14 protein-coding genes are annotated in these 13,473 nt (G+C 50.1%); 6 read left to right on the top strand and 8 right to left on the bottom strand.

The annotated features are described in order from the left end of the window. Positions 1-59 precede the first annotated feature (59 nt). The gene (locus tag BZG23_RS13990; RefSeq protein WP_198532186.1) at positions 60-977 is read left to right on the top strand and encodes a LysR substrate-binding domain-containing protein; all 918 of its coding nucleotides are present in this window, start codon (positions 60-62) and stop codon (positions 975-977) included. Between the two features lie 32 nt (positions 978-1,009). Beyond that, on the top strand, positions 1,010-1,825 hold the full coding sequence (gene tcdA / locus BZG23_RS13985) for a tRNA cyclic N6-threonylcarbamoyladenosine(37) synthase TcdA (protein ID WP_077607295.1): 816 nt from the start codon (positions 1,010-1,012) through the stop codon (positions 1,823-1,825). Between the two features lie 7 nt (positions 1,826-1,832). On the opposite strand, the gene BZG23_RS13980 is transcribed toward tcdA, so the two are convergent. The 8 genes from BZG23_RS13980 to BZG23_RS13945 form a co-directional block, all read right to left on the bottom strand. Next, complete coding sequence (locus BZG23_RS13980; protein WP_046074150.1) at positions 1,833-2,612, bottom strand: substrate-binding periplasmic protein; 780 nt, start codon at positions 2,610-2,612, stop codon at positions 1,833-1,835. A 38-nt stretch (positions 2,613-2,650) separates the two neighbouring features. Then, a complete protein-coding gene (locus tag BZG23_RS13975; protein WP_158010031.1) occupies positions 2,651-3,367 on the bottom strand; it encodes a substrate-binding periplasmic protein in 717 nt (238 codons plus the stop codon). A 179-nt stretch (positions 3,368-3,546) separates the two neighbouring features. Beyond that, complete coding sequence (phaC, locus tag BZG23_RS13970) at positions 3,547-5,370, bottom strand: class I poly(R)-hydroxyalkanoic acid synthase (protein WP_046074152.1); 1,824 nt, start codon at positions 5,368-5,370, stop codon at positions 3,547-3,549. Positions 5,371-5,449: 79 nt separating this feature from the next. Next, positions 5,450-5,797 carry a phasin family protein gene (locus tag BZG23_RS13965; protein WP_046074153.1) on the bottom strand — a complete coding sequence of 116 codons (348 nt, stop codon included), beginning with the start codon at positions 5,795-5,797 and terminating at the stop codon, positions 5,450-5,452. Positions 5,798-5,855: 58 nt separating this feature from the next. After that, a complete protein-coding gene (locus tag BZG23_RS13960) occupies positions 5,856-7,067 on the bottom strand; it encodes an acetyl-CoA C-acetyltransferase (protein ID WP_077607294.1) in 1,212 nt (403 codons plus the stop codon). 15 nt (positions 7,068-7,082) lie between these two features. Next, positions 7,083-7,823, bottom strand: coding sequence for an SDR family oxidoreductase (locus BZG23_RS13955; RefSeq protein ID WP_046074155.1), 741 nt, complete (start codon positions 7,821-7,823; stop codon positions 7,083-7,085). A gap of 504 nt (positions 7,824-8,327) precedes the next feature. Beyond that, complete coding sequence (gene csdE, locus BZG23_RS13950; RefSeq protein ID WP_077607293.1) at positions 8,328-8,753, bottom strand: cysteine desulfurase sulfur acceptor subunit CsdE; 426 nt, start codon at positions 8,751-8,753, stop codon at positions 8,328-8,330. 19 nt (positions 8,754-8,772) lie between these two features. Beyond that, positions 8,773-9,984, bottom strand: coding sequence for an aminotransferase class V-fold PLP-dependent enzyme (locus BZG23_RS13945; RefSeq protein ID WP_077607292.1), 1,212 nt, complete (start codon positions 9,982-9,984; stop codon positions 8,773-8,775). Positions 9,985-10,340: 356 nt separating this feature from the next. On the opposite strand from BZG23_RS13945, the gene BZG23_RS13940 reads away from it, so the two are divergent. The 4 genes from BZG23_RS13940 to rlmM all read left to right on the top strand — a co-directional run bounded on the left by BZG23_RS13940 (position 10,341) and on the right by rlmM (position 13,454). Beyond that, entirely contained in the window at positions 10,341-11,246 is a 906-nt protein-coding gene (locus BZG23_RS13940; protein ID WP_046074158.1) for a transcriptional regulator GcvA, read from the top strand. Beyond that, positions 11,243-11,881, top strand: a complete 639-nt coding sequence (locus BZG23_RS13935) for an alpha/beta family hydrolase (RefSeq protein ID WP_077607291.1) — start codon at positions 11,243-11,245, stop codon at positions 11,879-11,881. Before BZG23_RS13940 ends, BZG23_RS13935 begins: the two co-directional genes overlap by 4 nt. After that, positions 11,878-12,258, top strand: coding sequence for a DUF423 domain-containing protein (locus BZG23_RS13930; RefSeq protein WP_077607290.1), 381 nt, complete (start codon positions 11,878-11,880; stop codon positions 12,256-12,258). Before BZG23_RS13935 ends, BZG23_RS13930 begins: the two co-directional genes overlap by 4 nt. Before the next feature lie 119 nt (positions 12,259-12,377). After that, entirely contained in the window at positions 12,378-13,454 is a 1,077-nt protein-coding gene (gene rlmM, locus BZG23_RS13925) for a 23S rRNA (cytidine(2498)-2'-O)-methyltransferase RlmM (protein WP_077607304.1), read from the top strand. Positions 13,455-13,473: the final 19 nt, after the last annotated feature.

Genomic DNA, 13,473 nt, shown 5'->3' with positions numbered 1-13,473 from the left:
GATTGTATTTTGCGCGACAAAGGATATATTTTCACCAGGTATGAAAAAAAGGAATGGGAATGGAAGCGCGTTTGCCATCGATGCGAGCGTTACAAGCGTTTGTAGTGGTCGCCCAACAAGGCAGCTTTTCGGAAGCGGCTAAGGTATTGCATGTCAGTCAAAGTACTATCAGTAAACAAATCCAACAGCTAGAGCAGTGGATTGGACAACCCTTGTTTGCGCGGACCGCGTATGGGGTGGTGCTCAATGCCATTGGAGAGACTTATCTTCAATCAGTCTCCTCAGGGATCCATGAAATAGCCAACGCGACGGCTTACGCACGTCAACAGAGTGTCCAGCAAGAGTCGGTCAGCTTGCTGGTGCCGCCATCTTTTGCCAGTCTGTGGTTAATCCCGCAACTACAAGACTTTAAAGCTCGTTATCCGTCGGTATCGGTGACGGTCAGCGCGAGTGATTCTATCCCGCAGGGGAAAGAAAAAGAGGTTGATATCCTCATCCGTTGCCAGCCACATCAACAAGCAGGCTCCCAGTCAACCTGTCTGGCTAATGAACACCTATCTTTATTAGCCGCTGCCGCTATTGTCCCTCAGCCTATTGAGCGTGCGGCGCTACTTGCTACGGTGCCGGTGCTTTCTCACCTGACCAGGCCGACACTGTGGGAACATTTTTGGCAGCAATTTGGCTTAACGGATAGCAACCCGCATTATGGCGCGGGGTTTGAGCACTTTTTTATGGCATTGGAGGGGGTGCAGCAAGGCATGGGGATGGCATTAATTCCTACCTTTATGGCGACAACCAGTCTACGGCAAGGAAAAGTCGTGAATCCTTTGGGGCTAGGTATTGATAGCGGCTATGGTTATTACCTCTACAGTGCAAGCTACAAGCAGCGCGCTGCAGGCGTTAGCCAAGTTGTGCATTGGCTTTGTGACCGCTTTGCGCGGGATCCCGCTAGACAATTATCGAGCAAGTCGGTATAACGCCCCTCGGTTTGATGAACAAAGAGACGGGTATGACAAGCCAGTTATCAGATGCCTATTGGCAACGTTTTGGAGGCACCGCAAGGCTCTACGGCCAGCGTGCGCTCGAAGTATTTAGTCAAAGCCACATCTGTGTGATTGGCATTGGTGGTGTTGGCTCGTGGGCGGCAGAATCGTTAGCGCGAACCGGTGTGGGGGCAATGACATTAATTGATATGGATGATGTGTGTGTCACCAACACCAATCGTCAAATTCATGCACTGAAAGAGACCATTGGACAAAGTAAAAGCGAGGTGATGGCCGAGCGTGTCGCGGCGATCAATCCAGAATGCCAAGTGACTGTGATTGATGACTTTATCTCGCCGGATAATATTGCTGAGTACATCGACAAGCGCTTTGATTATGTGCTTGATGCGATCGATAGCATCAAGCCCAAAACGGCTCTATTGGCTCACTGCAAGCGGCACAAAATCAAAGTCATTACCGTGGGTGGTGCGGGTGGACAGATCGACCCTACCCAGATCCAAGTGGCGGATTTGACTAAAACGATTCAAGACCCGCTCGCGGCGAAGCTACGTAACAACCTTCGTCGTTTTCATGGCTTCACGAAAACCCAGGGACGTAAGTTTGGCATTGATTGCGTGTATTCCACCGAGCAGCTCAAATACCCTCAGCCTGATGGCAGTGTGTGTGAAAGCAAAGTGTCAGCCGAGGGACCCAAACGCATGGACTGTGCCAGTGGTTTTGGGGCGGCAACCATGGTGACCGCGAGTTTTGGTTTTGTCGCTGTCTCGCGCATTTTACAAAAGCTAATCGCTGCTGATCAGCGTCGCGAGCAGGCTGGCTGAGTCTGCTTTACTCTGGAGGAAGGGCGCGTAAGCCAAATTCGCCCATACGAAACGCACTCCATGCTCTTTGGTAATCGCCACTGCTTTTGAGTTGATGAATACCACGGTTTAAGCGTTCTACCCAGCGTGTGCTCTCAGGATGCTGGCGACTCAGTAGAACATGGAGGGGGGTGACACGCAGAGGGGTAGGGTGAAAAGTGATGTGCTGACGCGTGTCATCAGGCATCACAGTGCGTAGGATATCCATCACTACATATTGGTTACCAATAATCACATCGGTTTCGCCAGTGAGTAAGCTGCGCAGCTTCTCGACTTCGTTAGGATAGCGGCGTATCACCACGTCGCCACCTTGCTGATTAAAGTTTGCCAGCATGGCATCTTCTATATAGCTCTCGCTGATCCCGACGCGTAAGCCGTTTAGGCTGGCTAACGACTGCCAATCAAAGTGTCGGTTTTTGAGATGAAAAAACACCACGGTTTCGGTATAAATGGGAGCAGAGTAAACAAAGTCATTTTCACGTTTTGGGGTGTAGCCCCAGCCAACGGTCCCATGAACCGCGCCTTCTTGCGCCTTCATTTTTGCTTGCTGCCAAAGTGTAAACGCGATCTCTATCTCTAGCCCTTGTCGCTTCCCTGCCTCTTTAACGATATAGGCAATCACCCCTTGATGCGCTAAGCGATCTGAGAGGAAAGGGGGGTAATCGCCTGCCAACAATTTTAGCTGAACCTGTGCGGCGGCGATGGAAGGTAAATAAAGGAGCAGGGTCACGAGCAGTATTCGCCGCATAACACCTCCAAGATATAAAACGTCGTTACGGCCAAGGCCTAATGATTGTAGTGGGCGTGGCGAAAATGACTCCAGATCATTTGATACCGCCCATCCGCTTTGAGTCGCCGTAATGCTTTGTTAAAGCGCTCTGCCTGATCATAGCTTTGCTTTGTTTGCCGGCTAAATAAAACGTACAGCGGGGTAATTCTTATTGGTCGCGGATGATGGGCAACGTTTTGTTTTTGGCTAGGGGCCACCTCTTGTGCGATCACCCTTTTGAGTACGTCTATGTTGCCTAACGCCAAGTCGATTTGCTGAGCGAGTAGCGCATCGATTTTTGATTTTTCATCAAGGAATTCTTGGATTTTAACGTCGACGCCTGACTTTTGCAGTTCAGTCAGTGTCTTAACGTCAATAAAGCCTTTGGTCACCCCGATGGCAAAGCCATCTAGATCTTGTGGGGACTGCCAATCAAACTCGCGTTCGGTAAGGTAGAAAAAGCCAACGCTTTCGGTATAAATTGGGTCCGAATAGATGAAGTTATTCGCACGTTCTTGTGTGTAGGCCCAGCCTATGGTGCCGTCCCATTCGCCGGTTTGAGCGAGATTCATCGACTGATGCCATGGGAAATAACCTAGTGATACCGCGATGTCTGCCTCTTGCGCCGCCTGCATCACGATTTCAGTGATCGGGCCTCCATCAGGCACAGTCTGAGTAATAAAGGGGGCATATTCACCCGATGTCAGACGCAGTGTTTGAGCCTGTACGCTCATCGAAATGAAAAGAAGAGTGGTTAATAGACAGTACCATGCCCATCTCATATTGACGCTACACCGTTTTGCTTCCATGGCTTTGAGTGTAGTTCAATCATATAAAAAAAGGTGCACCTCAGCGTTTACCACCGAGTGTGCACCACTACTCTCAATGTTGAGACGCAGGCTGTGACGTTTGATCAGGCCTGTTCTTCTTCAGGGGTTGGCGTTGCCTGAGCTTGCTGAGCCTCCGCTTCAATCGGCAGAACGTGGCGAACATATTCGCCGGGCGCCGTATCAAGCACAGGATAGGTCTCAGAGCCTATTGAGTATGGCTCCACTTGTTCTTCTGGACTGTAGCTACGTAACCATTTTTCCCAGTGGGTCCACCAAGAGCCAGTGTGATGTGACGCATTATCGAGCCACTCATCGGCACTATCAGGCAAGCTATCGTTGGTCCAAAAACCGTATTTTTTCTTCACGGGGTGGTTCACGATACCGGCAATATGCCCTGACTCGCCCAGTACAAAGGTTTTATTCCCGCCAACATTCAGTGCACCACGATAGGTGCCTTGCCAAAGTGCGATGTGATCTTCTTTGGTTGAAATGAAATAGCTGGGCACTTTGATCTTATTGAGATCAATCCAGACACCTCCAACTTTCACCCCCTTGTCCTGCACCAGTTTGTTTTCAAGGTACAAATCGCGCAGGATAAAGTTATGTGTCTTCGCGGCGACATTGGTGCTGTCACTGTTCCAATACAGCAAATCAAAGTCGACAGGACTGTTACCTTTGAGGTAATTCTCAATATAGTAGTTCCAGTACAAGCTGTTTTCACGAAGTAGGCTGAAGGTGACGCTGAGTGAACGGCCATCCATATAACCACGCGCCGTGTTTTGCGCTTCAATGGCTCGAATCAAGCTGTCATTGATGTAGGCACCAATTTCCCCTGGCTGCGAGAAGTCGAGTAAGGTGGTGAAGAAACTCGCCGATTTAATCCGTGCTTTCATGCGCTTCGCGGCATAGTAGGCGATAGTACAGGCCAGAACGGTACCACCGATACAGTAACCCACACCGTTAATCTGCGATTGGCCGGTAATGTCTTCGATGGCACTGACCGCCTTGACGGTGCCTTGGGTCACGTAGTCTTCGAAACCAATTTCGGCTTGTTCGGCAGAGGGGTTACGCCAGGACATCAAGAATACCGTATGCCCTTGTTCAACCAACCAACGAACCAGTGAGTTTTTCTCTCGTAAGTCAAGAATATAGTATTTGTTGATGAACGGAGGCACGACCAAGATGGGGGTGGTATGCACTTTTTCCGTCATCGGACGATACTGAATGAGTTCGAATAACTCATTTTTATACACCACGTCGCCAGGTGTGTTGGCGACATCATCACCCACGCGAAACGCGTTATTATTGGTCATGCGCACTTTAAGAATATCCGCACTAGACTCCATATCCTGCTTAAGCTGTTCCATGCCGCGCAGTAGATTTTCGCCCTGAGACTCCAGTGTCATTTTGAGCAGTTCAGGGTTAGTCGCAATATAATTACTCGGGGCCATGGCGTTAATCGCTTGGCGTGAGAAAAATGAGAGACGTTCACGGGTTTTATCATCAAGGCCTTCAATGGCATCGATGGTTTCCATATAGGTACGCCCAAACAGCAGATAGGACTGTTTGATAAAGTTGTAAAGGACATCTTCCTGCCAAGCCTTATCCTTAAAACGTTTATCGTCGCTGCCTTCGCTCACTACCTCTCCCGTGTTATCACGCGCGAGCATGGCGTTCTGCCAGATTTGCATCTGTTGTTCCCACCACTGCATTTGCACTTGTAGAAGTGCAGCGGGTTGTTGAGCCGCGCCTTCCAGCAACTGAGCAGTGTCTTGCAGGCTGACTTCCTGCATGGCTTGATTGAACGGTGTATTTACGGCTGCCTTGCCCTGCTCAAGATCCTGCCACCATTGCTGGTTTTGTTCTTGCAGCCTGGCAAGGTAGTCCGAAAAGAAGTGATGAAACATAGTCTTGCCCTCTTGATCGGATAAGCACTACAAAGGCCTGCCGTCAATGACAGCAGGCACTAGTGCAAAAACCCTGCCTTTATGCTGGGGTGCCGGCTTTCATATTCTCAGCCGTGAGTTTGTCGATATCTTCTTTAAACTCTTTGGCGATGTTTTGCAGCTTGGCGCTGTCATCCATCATTTGCTGAGACAGCTTGGTCAAAGCGGCCAGCTGTTGGCTGCTGAATGACGTCATACTTGAGACATCTTTCACTTCGCTGGCTGCTTTCATTTGCTCTAGACCGAGCTCGCTATAGGTGCGCATAGCATTCATTTGTAGCTCAGTCAGCGTCTCAACATTTTTGGCTACCAACTTGTTGAAATTAACATAGGGAGCCAGGGCTTTTTCAGATTGCTCAGAAAACGCTTTAAACATATCTGTGTACATGGTGTATCTCCTGATAGTGTTGTGTATGGGTTTCTAACCCAAGGTCGCAAGTGTCCGTTTATGCTTGTGTACGCTTAACAATTAAAGCTGTACCCATGCCGCCGCCAATACACAAAGAAGCCACCCCGTGGGTTTCGCCTCTTCGCGCGAGCTCGTGTAGCAAGGTCACCACAATGCGGTTACCTGATGCCCCGAGCGGATGACCGAGTGCAATGGCACCGCCGTTGACATTGGCACGCGCCAATATCGCATCAGGTGTTGTTTTGTGGTGCTCCGCCAATTGGTGTATGACTCCCAGTGCTTGTGCTGCAAATGCTTCATTAAGCTCAAATAAATCAATGCTGTCGAGAGTCAGGTTGGCTTTCTCCAATGCCGTATTGACAGCCCCCACTGGGCCTAAGCCCATGATGCTCGGATCGACACCGTGCTGAGCGTAGGCGGCAACTTCTGCGAGTGGTGTCAGCCCGTGTTCTTTGACTGCGGACTCAGACGCGAGGATCACCGCACTCGCGCCATCATTGATACCCGAGGCGTTACCGGCCGTTACTGAGCCTTCTTTATCAAATGCTGGGCGCAACTTGCTGAGGCCCTCTAGCGTGGCGTCTGCTTTTGGGTACTCATCGGTATCAAAAGTAATGGTTTGCTTGCGCTGCTTAATCTCAATCGGGATGATTTCATCTTTAAACCGACCCGCTTCAATGGCTGAAACGGCTTTTTGTTGGCTGCTAAGCGCAAAGCTATCTTGTTGCTCACGGGTAATCCAGACTTCTTTGGCAACGTTTTCGGCGGTGACTCCCATGTGATATTGGTTGTACACATCGGTAAGCCCGTCATTAATGAGCAAGTCTTTCATGGCGAAGTTGCCCATTTTTTGCCCAGTGCGTAGGTTGCCCGCTGCCGCAAATGGGATTTGTGACATGTTTTCAACCCCAGCCGCGACGACAACCTGTGCATCGCCGGCTCGGATGTGGGTGACAGCATCCATGATACTTTTCATGCCGCTACCACAGACCATATTGATTGAATACGCAGGGACATGGGTCGGGATATCCGCGTAAATCGCAGCTTGACGACCGATCCCCATCCCTTGTCCTGCGCTGACCACGTTACCCACGATGACTTCATCAATCGCGGTTGGGGCAAGTGATGTTTCACTTAGCGCGCCTTTAATGGCGTAAGCGGCCAGTTGCCCCGTTGGGACGTCTTTGAGCGTGCCTGAGAAGGCACCGATGGCGGTGCGTTTTGCCGCCACAATAAAAATCCGTTCCATCAATCTATCCTTGATTTATTGCATGTAGAGGCCGCCGTTTACCGACAGCGTCTCACCCGTAATGTAAGCGCCTGCGTCGCTGGCAAGGTAAGCCACCGATGCCGCAATTTCTTCTGGCTTGGCCAAGCGCTTCATCGGGATCTGGTTGGTGATTGACTCCAACACATCGTCGCGCATGGCGGTAACCATTGGTGTCGCGGTATAGCCTGGCGCCACGACGTTGACAGTGACACCGGCCCGTGCCCCTTCTGCCGCGAGTGACTTACTGAAGCCCATCATGCCGGCTTTGGCGGCGGCATAGTTGGCTTGGCCAAATTGGCCTTTTTGGCCATTGACGGATGAGATGTTGATGATGCGTCCTCCTCCTTTTTCGCACATGGCGGCGAACAAGGGCTGAGTGACGTTAAAGAGGCTGTTGAGGTTGGTATTAATGACATCATGCCATTGTGAGGCATTCATTTTCTTGAACACACTGTCGCGGGTAATACCAGCATTGTTTACCAGTACATCCACCGTGCCTTCTTCCTCGAGTAGCTTAGCAATCCGTGAGGCGCATTGTTCGGTATCGGTGACATCAAGCTCAAACAAACGAACTTGGTCGTGGTTAAATTTCTTTTCGTCAAACCACTCTTGGGCGCACTCCGCTCCCCCTGTAAAGTGGGTCGCGATGACGCGGTATCCATCTTCCACCAATTTCTCGGTAATTGCTGATCCTATCCCGCCTTTCGCGCCGGTTACTAATGCCAGTTTTTTCATTTATGACTCCATTCACTACAACAAGCAAACTAAACGAGATGCCTGAAGCCGCATCTGGAACCACTTCAAACCAGAATTACAGTCATCTTTTTCTCACAGAAGCAATAGTTGTGCCAAAAATCAACTTATCATTCTGCCGATATTGTTAGGCAGCCTAACGGATTGGTGTGACCCTTTTATGACTGCCTGCTTCTAAGCTAACGAATCTAGACAAATACGCAAAGTATAAAAACCCCATGTTCTACATTCGAGATCTTGGTCATAATAATGAGGAAACACTGCAATCAACTGTTAAAGTAATGTTTGTTTTATGTTTGTTTTTGTTGATTTTAAATCGAGTTGCCCACTGCTTGACTAAGTCCATGAAATGGATTGCATTAGTGGTGAGGTTGGTGGCTTTATGTTGAAGATTGCCTTTTTAAGTGGACAGGTTGGTCAGAAAATGATCACTATTTGTGCGTTGAGTGGAGAGCGGTGGCGACACGCCACCACGTGGATAAAAAACTAACGAGTGACCTGATGAATGTATTCAATGATAGCGTGCAAGCCATTGGTGCGTGACTCACTTAAATGGTGCGCCAGTCCCGCTTGCTGGAAAATGCGGTCTATATCGAGGGTATGAATGGCATTACCGTGTTGACCGTGAACACAGGCAAGCACGATCGCTAATAAGCCTTTAACAATTCTGGCGTTGGAGTCGGCGGCAAAGTAATGGGTGTCCCCCTCTGCCTGATGGAGAAACCAAACCGCGCTCTCACAGCCGTGTACTTGGCTTGCTGTTTTTTTTTGTGCATCAGTAAAGGTTGGTAGCCGTTTTCCCCACAAAATCAATTGTCGGTATTTATCTTCCCAGCTGGTGTGTTGCGCGAGCATCTCGGTGACCGTCGCTTGGTTAAGCTCGGTGCCAAAAGGGTGATGGGGTAACGCCATTGTCTATCCTGCCTTATGATTAAATGTCGAGTAGATCCAGGGTCTTATCTAATGCTGTAATAAACTGTGCGATATCCTGGTGTGTATTGTAGGCCGCCAGAGAGACCCTGATGGTGCCATCGACCCCAAGCGCCTTAATAAAAGGGTGGGCACAATGATGGCCAGAGCGAACAGCAATACCTTGCTGGGCCAACAATTCAGCTACATCGGCATGATGCTCGTCACGCACGACAAAAGAGACCATAGAACTGGTCGCCTGTGGCGCGATTAAATGAATGCGCGGCCTCGTGCGTAAAGCTTCTATAAGTTGTTGGTAACAGCTTGCTATGTGTGCCTCCACTGCTTGGCTGTCTTGTTGTTGGAGCCAATGAATAGCAGCGGCAAGGCCAATTGCGCCGGCGGTGTTAGGCGTGCCTGCTTCAAAACGGGCGGGAATGGGGGCGAGACTATGATGGTCAAACGACACGTCTGTGATCATCTTCCCACCCCCGTGGAAAGGCGAGAGCGCGCTCAGCGCTTCTGATTTTCCATACAAGACGCCAATTCCTGTGGGACCATAAAGTTTATGGCCAGAAAAAACATAATAGTCTGTGTCCAGTGTTTGCATACTGACAGGCTCATGGACGATCCCCTGTGCGCCATCAATGATCACGGTTGCACCAACTTTGTGCGCCAGCTGGGTCATTTCCTCGATAGGATGGCGGGTGCCGGTGACATTGCTGACATGACTGATCGCAACAATGCGTGTCCGTACGGTTAAGCGTTGCTGATATACCTTCATATCTAAGTGCCCCGTGCGAGGGCAGCAGGGAACTTTTACCAGTTGAGCGCCCGTGCGTTGTGCCATCAATTGCCAAGGGATCAGGTTGGCATGGTGCTCCATTTCGCTGACCAGGATCTCGTCTTGTGGGGTAAGCGAGTGGCTTAGGCCATAGGCGATCAGATTAATGGCTTCTGTCGCGCCCCGGGTCCAGACGATATTGTGTGGGTTGGCACCGATAAAATGTGCTACATCTCGTCGCGCTTGCTCAAACTGTTCGGTTGCGGAGAGGGACGTTTGGTGCTGGCCTCGATGGACGTTTGCAACCGGCATCGTATAGCTGCGACTGATCGCATCAATCACTGACTGCGGCTTTTGGGCAGTAGCAGCACTGTCTAGATATACCCAGCCTGGCGTATTAAAAGCGGGAAACTGGGCGCGTAGGGAATGGGGATCAAAACCGTCGGTCATAGTTATCGTCCGAAATAAAATCCCGTCTATGATCGCTATCTCGTGGATGTAACTCAAGTCTGTTGTTGGTTCACGCCTTATTACAGACAAAAAAAAGCACTGAGCGACGCTCAGTGCCAACAAATATGTAATGACAGACAATGTCAAAATACAGGAAGTTAAAAGTGGTAGATACGACTACCTGTCTAACCAGTGTTAGACAAATGCAAACACAACATCGCAACCACGGAAACAGTCTAAATAGAGAGACGTCACAAGTGGATGCGGGGAGCACTATAGGAGTTTGCTGGTATATCAGCAATCGACAATTTATAATGCCAACGATTAGAAAAATTAATGCATAGAGGTGTCAGCATATGGCGAGGCGTCTTCCCCCACTCAACGCGCTGCGTGTGTTTGAAGCAGCCGCACGACATTTGAGCTTTACGCGAGCGGCAGAAGAGCTGTTTGTGACTCAAGCGGCAGTCAGTCATCAAATCAAGGCATTAGAGGAGTTTCTTGGTTTGAAGCTTTTCCGCCGGCGTAACCGTTCGTTACTATTGACCGAAGAAGGACAAGGGTACTTTCTTGATATAAAAGATATTTTCTCTGAGCTTTCCTATGCGACGGATAAAGTGCTGGAACGCAGTGCTAAAGGGGCGCTGACGATTAGTTTGCCGCCCAGTTTTGCGATTCAATGGCTAGTACCTCGATTAGCTGATTTTAATACAGCGCATCCTGATATTGATGTTCGGATAAAGGCGGTTGATTTGGAAGAAGGGTCTCTGACCGATGATGTCGATGTTGCCATTTACTATGGCCGGGGACACTGGACGGGATTGCGCTGCGATCTTTTGTATCAAGAATGCTTGTTGCCTGTGTGTTCGCCACTGCTACTGGAGTCAGGGCAGCCTCTACAAACCCCAGATGATTTGGTTCATCATGTTTTATTGCATGACCGCTCGCGTAAAGAATGGAAAGCATTTGCGAAAGCCCATCAACTTAGTGAGGTGAATGTTGAGCATGGGCCGATTTTTAGTCACTCATCCATGGTGTTGCAGGCGGCGGCACATGGGCAAGGTGTCGCGCTAGGAAACAATGTGCTTTCTCAACCAGAGTTAGCATCTGGGCGCTTGGTTCAGCCTTTCGAGCAAGTACTAAAGAGTGATAATGGCTTCTACTTGGTCAGCCAGCAACGCGATGCTGATACCGGACGTATTACCGCATTCCGAGAATGGATGTTGGCGACGGCAGCGAAAGAACAAGAGAAAATGAATTTATGACAGGTTTAGAGGTTGACGGGCCGGAAACGGCAACAGACTGGGTGATTTTTGCCCATGGTGCGGGCGCTGGAAAGGATCACGAGTTCATGGCTGATATGGCCGCGCGGATAGGGAAACACTGCAAAGTGGTGCGATTTAATTTTCCCTATATGGAAAAGCGCGAGCAAGAGGGAAAAAAGCGCCCGCCCGATCGCGCTCCAAAATTACTTGCCCATTTTGAGTCTGTGATTGAGCACGTGGATGGTTTGCGCCCTGCTGGGAGCCGATTATGGTTAGCCGGTAAGTCGATGGGTGGGCGTATGGCGAGTCATTTGACTGATCATGCCTCTGTCAGTGGGGCGATTTGTTTGGGCTTTCCATTCCATCCCCCTGGGAAGCCGGAAAAGTATAAAGGGGCGCATCTGGCGACCGTTGAGCGTCCACTGCTGATTATACAAGGTGCACGCGATACGTTCGGCCGTGAAGACGAAGTGATGCATTATCCGCTGTCTCCCTCGGTTCAAGTGATTGTTGTCCCGGATGGCGATCATAGCTTTAAGCCTCGTAAAGCCTCAGGGTATACAGAGTCAGGCAATCGCCAGTGGGCGGTAGATAGCCTACATCGGTTTATTGAACAACAAGGTCAGCAAGGATGAAATTACATCATTGGGTGTGTGTAGCGGCGATCGGCGCAGGGTTAGCCGTGGGGCTAGGCGCTTTTGCCGCGCATGGATTAAAAGCGGTGCTGTCAGTTTATCAGTTAGCCATTTTTAAAACGGGCGTAGACTACCAAATGTGGCACAGTCTCGCCTTATTGGGGATTTGCGGTGTCGCCTCCCAGGTTTCTTCTCGCTGTTTTGCCATTGTGGCTTGGGCTTGGCTTATCGGTGTTGTGGCGTTTAGTGGTAGCTTATACCTCCTGGCGCTGACATCTTGGTATTGGCTTGGGCCCATTACCCCAATGGGAGGTGTGAGCTTTCTGATCGGCTGGGTGGGGCTAGCCATAGGAGCCTGGCGTTCTTATCAGCGCTGAGTCCGCTGACATGAATAAAAGCCTCGCGGGCATTTCTTTCTGGTCTGGATGGCAGATATAATGCGCAGCTTATTTTTACCGCCACACAGCGTGGTGATATGTTCGAGCCAGAGGGTGTTATGAATCAGGTTCTGCTTTATTGTCGTGCGGGGTTTGAGAAAGACTGTGCCGCAGAGATCCAACAAAAAACCACCGACATGGGGGTATATGGGTTCCCGCGCGTGGCCAATAATAGTGCGTATGTCCTGTTTGAGTGTTACCAAGAGAGTGATGCCGAGCGTGTTGTTCGTGATCTCCCGCTAGACTCACTGATTTTTGCCCGGCAAATGATCGCTATCACCGCGTCTCTTTCTGAGCTTGACCCTGACGATCGTATCTCACCGATTTTGGCAGTGGGCGAGCGCTTACCCAAAGGCGGCGACTTACGGGTGGAAACCCCAGATAATGATGAAGCGAAAGCCCTGTTGAAATTCTGTCGTAAGTTCACCGTGCCATTGCGTCAGGCGCTACGTAAGCAAGGCGTGATGTTGGCAAAGGATAACCCGAAAAAGCCGGTGATCCACGTGTGCTTTACCGCCCCAGGCACCTGTTTGATCGGCTATTCACTGACAACCAATAACTCCCCGCATTATATGGGGTTACCACGCATGAAGTTTCCGGCTGATGCGCCGAGTCGCTCCACCTTAAAATTGGAAGAGGCGTTTCATCACTTTATTCCTAAGCAAGAATGGGAGACGCGTTTAGCGCCCGGAATGTGGGCGGTCGATTTAGGTGCGTGTCCGGGAGGTTGGACCTATCAATTGGTCAAGCGCTCGATGTTTGTCCACGCGGTGGATAACGGGGCGATGGATGAAAAGCTCATGGATACAGGGCAAGTGTTTCATCACGCCGAAGATGGATTTAAATTTGAGCCTACGCGAAAAAATGTCACTTGGCTGGTGTGCGATATGATTGAAAAGCCTTCTCGTGTGGCCCAATTGATGGGTGAGTGGCTGATTGAAGGGTGGGCAAAAGAGGCAATATTTAATTTGAAATTGCCCATGAGCCGCCGCTATGAGCAGGTGACGGAGAACCTCGACACCTTAGGTGCATTTCTTGATGACTACAAGGTGGCGTATGAAATGCGCGCGAAGCATCTGTACCATGATCGCGAGGAAATCACGGTGCACTTACGGCGGGTAAAACGTCAGCGCTAGGTGCAGTGTGGGCCTATCT

It is taken from the genome of Salinivibrio sp. ML290, assembly GCF_001995695.1.
GTDB lineage: Bacteria > Pseudomonadota > Gammaproteobacteria > Enterobacterales > Vibrionaceae > Salinivibrio > Salinivibrio siamensis.
This window is presented reverse-complemented; position numbering and strand designations above follow the sequence as displayed.

Bases quoted from the DNA above. Each gene is read 5' to 3' on its own strand.
- BZG23_RS13955 (WP_046074155.1), bottom strand. From the start codon at position 7,823: ATGAAAAAACTGGCATTAGTAACCGGCGCGAAAGGCGGGATAGGATCA.
- rlmM (WP_077607304.1), top strand. From the start codon at position 12,378: ATGAATCAGGTTCTGCTTTATTGTCGTGCGGGGTTTGAGAAAGACTGT.
- tcdA (WP_077607295.1), top strand. From the start codon at position 1,010: ATGACAAGCCAGTTATCAGATGCCTATTGGCAACGTTTTGGAGGCACC.
- BZG23_RS13960 (WP_077607294.1), bottom strand. From the start codon at position 7,067: ATGGAACGGATTTTTATTGTGGCGGCAAAACGCACCGCCATCGGTGCC.
- BZG23_RS13935 (WP_077607291.1), top strand. From the start codon at position 11,243: ATGACAGGTTTAGAGGTTGACGGGCCGGAAACGGCAACAGACTGGGTG.
- BZG23_RS13940 (WP_046074158.1), top strand. From the start codon at position 10,341: ATGGCGAGGCGTCTTCCCCCACTCAACGCGCTGCGTGTGTTTGAAGCA.
- BZG23_RS13945 (WP_077607292.1), bottom strand. From the start codon at position 9,984: ATGACCGACGGTTTTGATCCCCATTCCCTACGCGCCCAGTTTCCCGCT.
- csdE (WP_077607293.1), bottom strand. From the start codon at position 8,753: ATGGCGTTACCCCATCACCCTTTTGGCACCGAGCTTAACCAAGCGACG.
- BZG23_RS13965 (WP_046074153.1), bottom strand. From the start codon at position 5,797: ATGTACACAGATATGTTTAAAGCGTTTTCTGAGCAATCTGAAAAAGCC.
- BZG23_RS13930 (WP_077607290.1), top strand. From the start codon at position 11,878: ATGAAATTACATCATTGGGTGTGTGTAGCGGCGATCGGCGCAGGGTTA.
- BZG23_RS13980 (WP_046074150.1), bottom strand. From the start codon at position 2,612: ATGCGGCGAATACTGCTCGTGACCCTGCTCCTTTATTTACCTTCCATC.
- BZG23_RS13975 (WP_158010031.1), bottom strand. From the start codon at position 3,367: ATGAGCGTACAGGCTCAAACACTGCGTCTGACATCGGGTGAATATGCC.
- BZG23_RS13990 (WP_198532186.1), top strand. From the start codon at position 60: ATGGAAGCGCGTTTGCCATCGATGCGAGCGTTACAAGCGTTTGTAGTG.
- phaC (WP_046074152.1), bottom strand. From the start codon at position 5,370: ATGTTTCATCACTTCTTTTCGGACTACCTTGCCAGGCTGCAAGAACAA.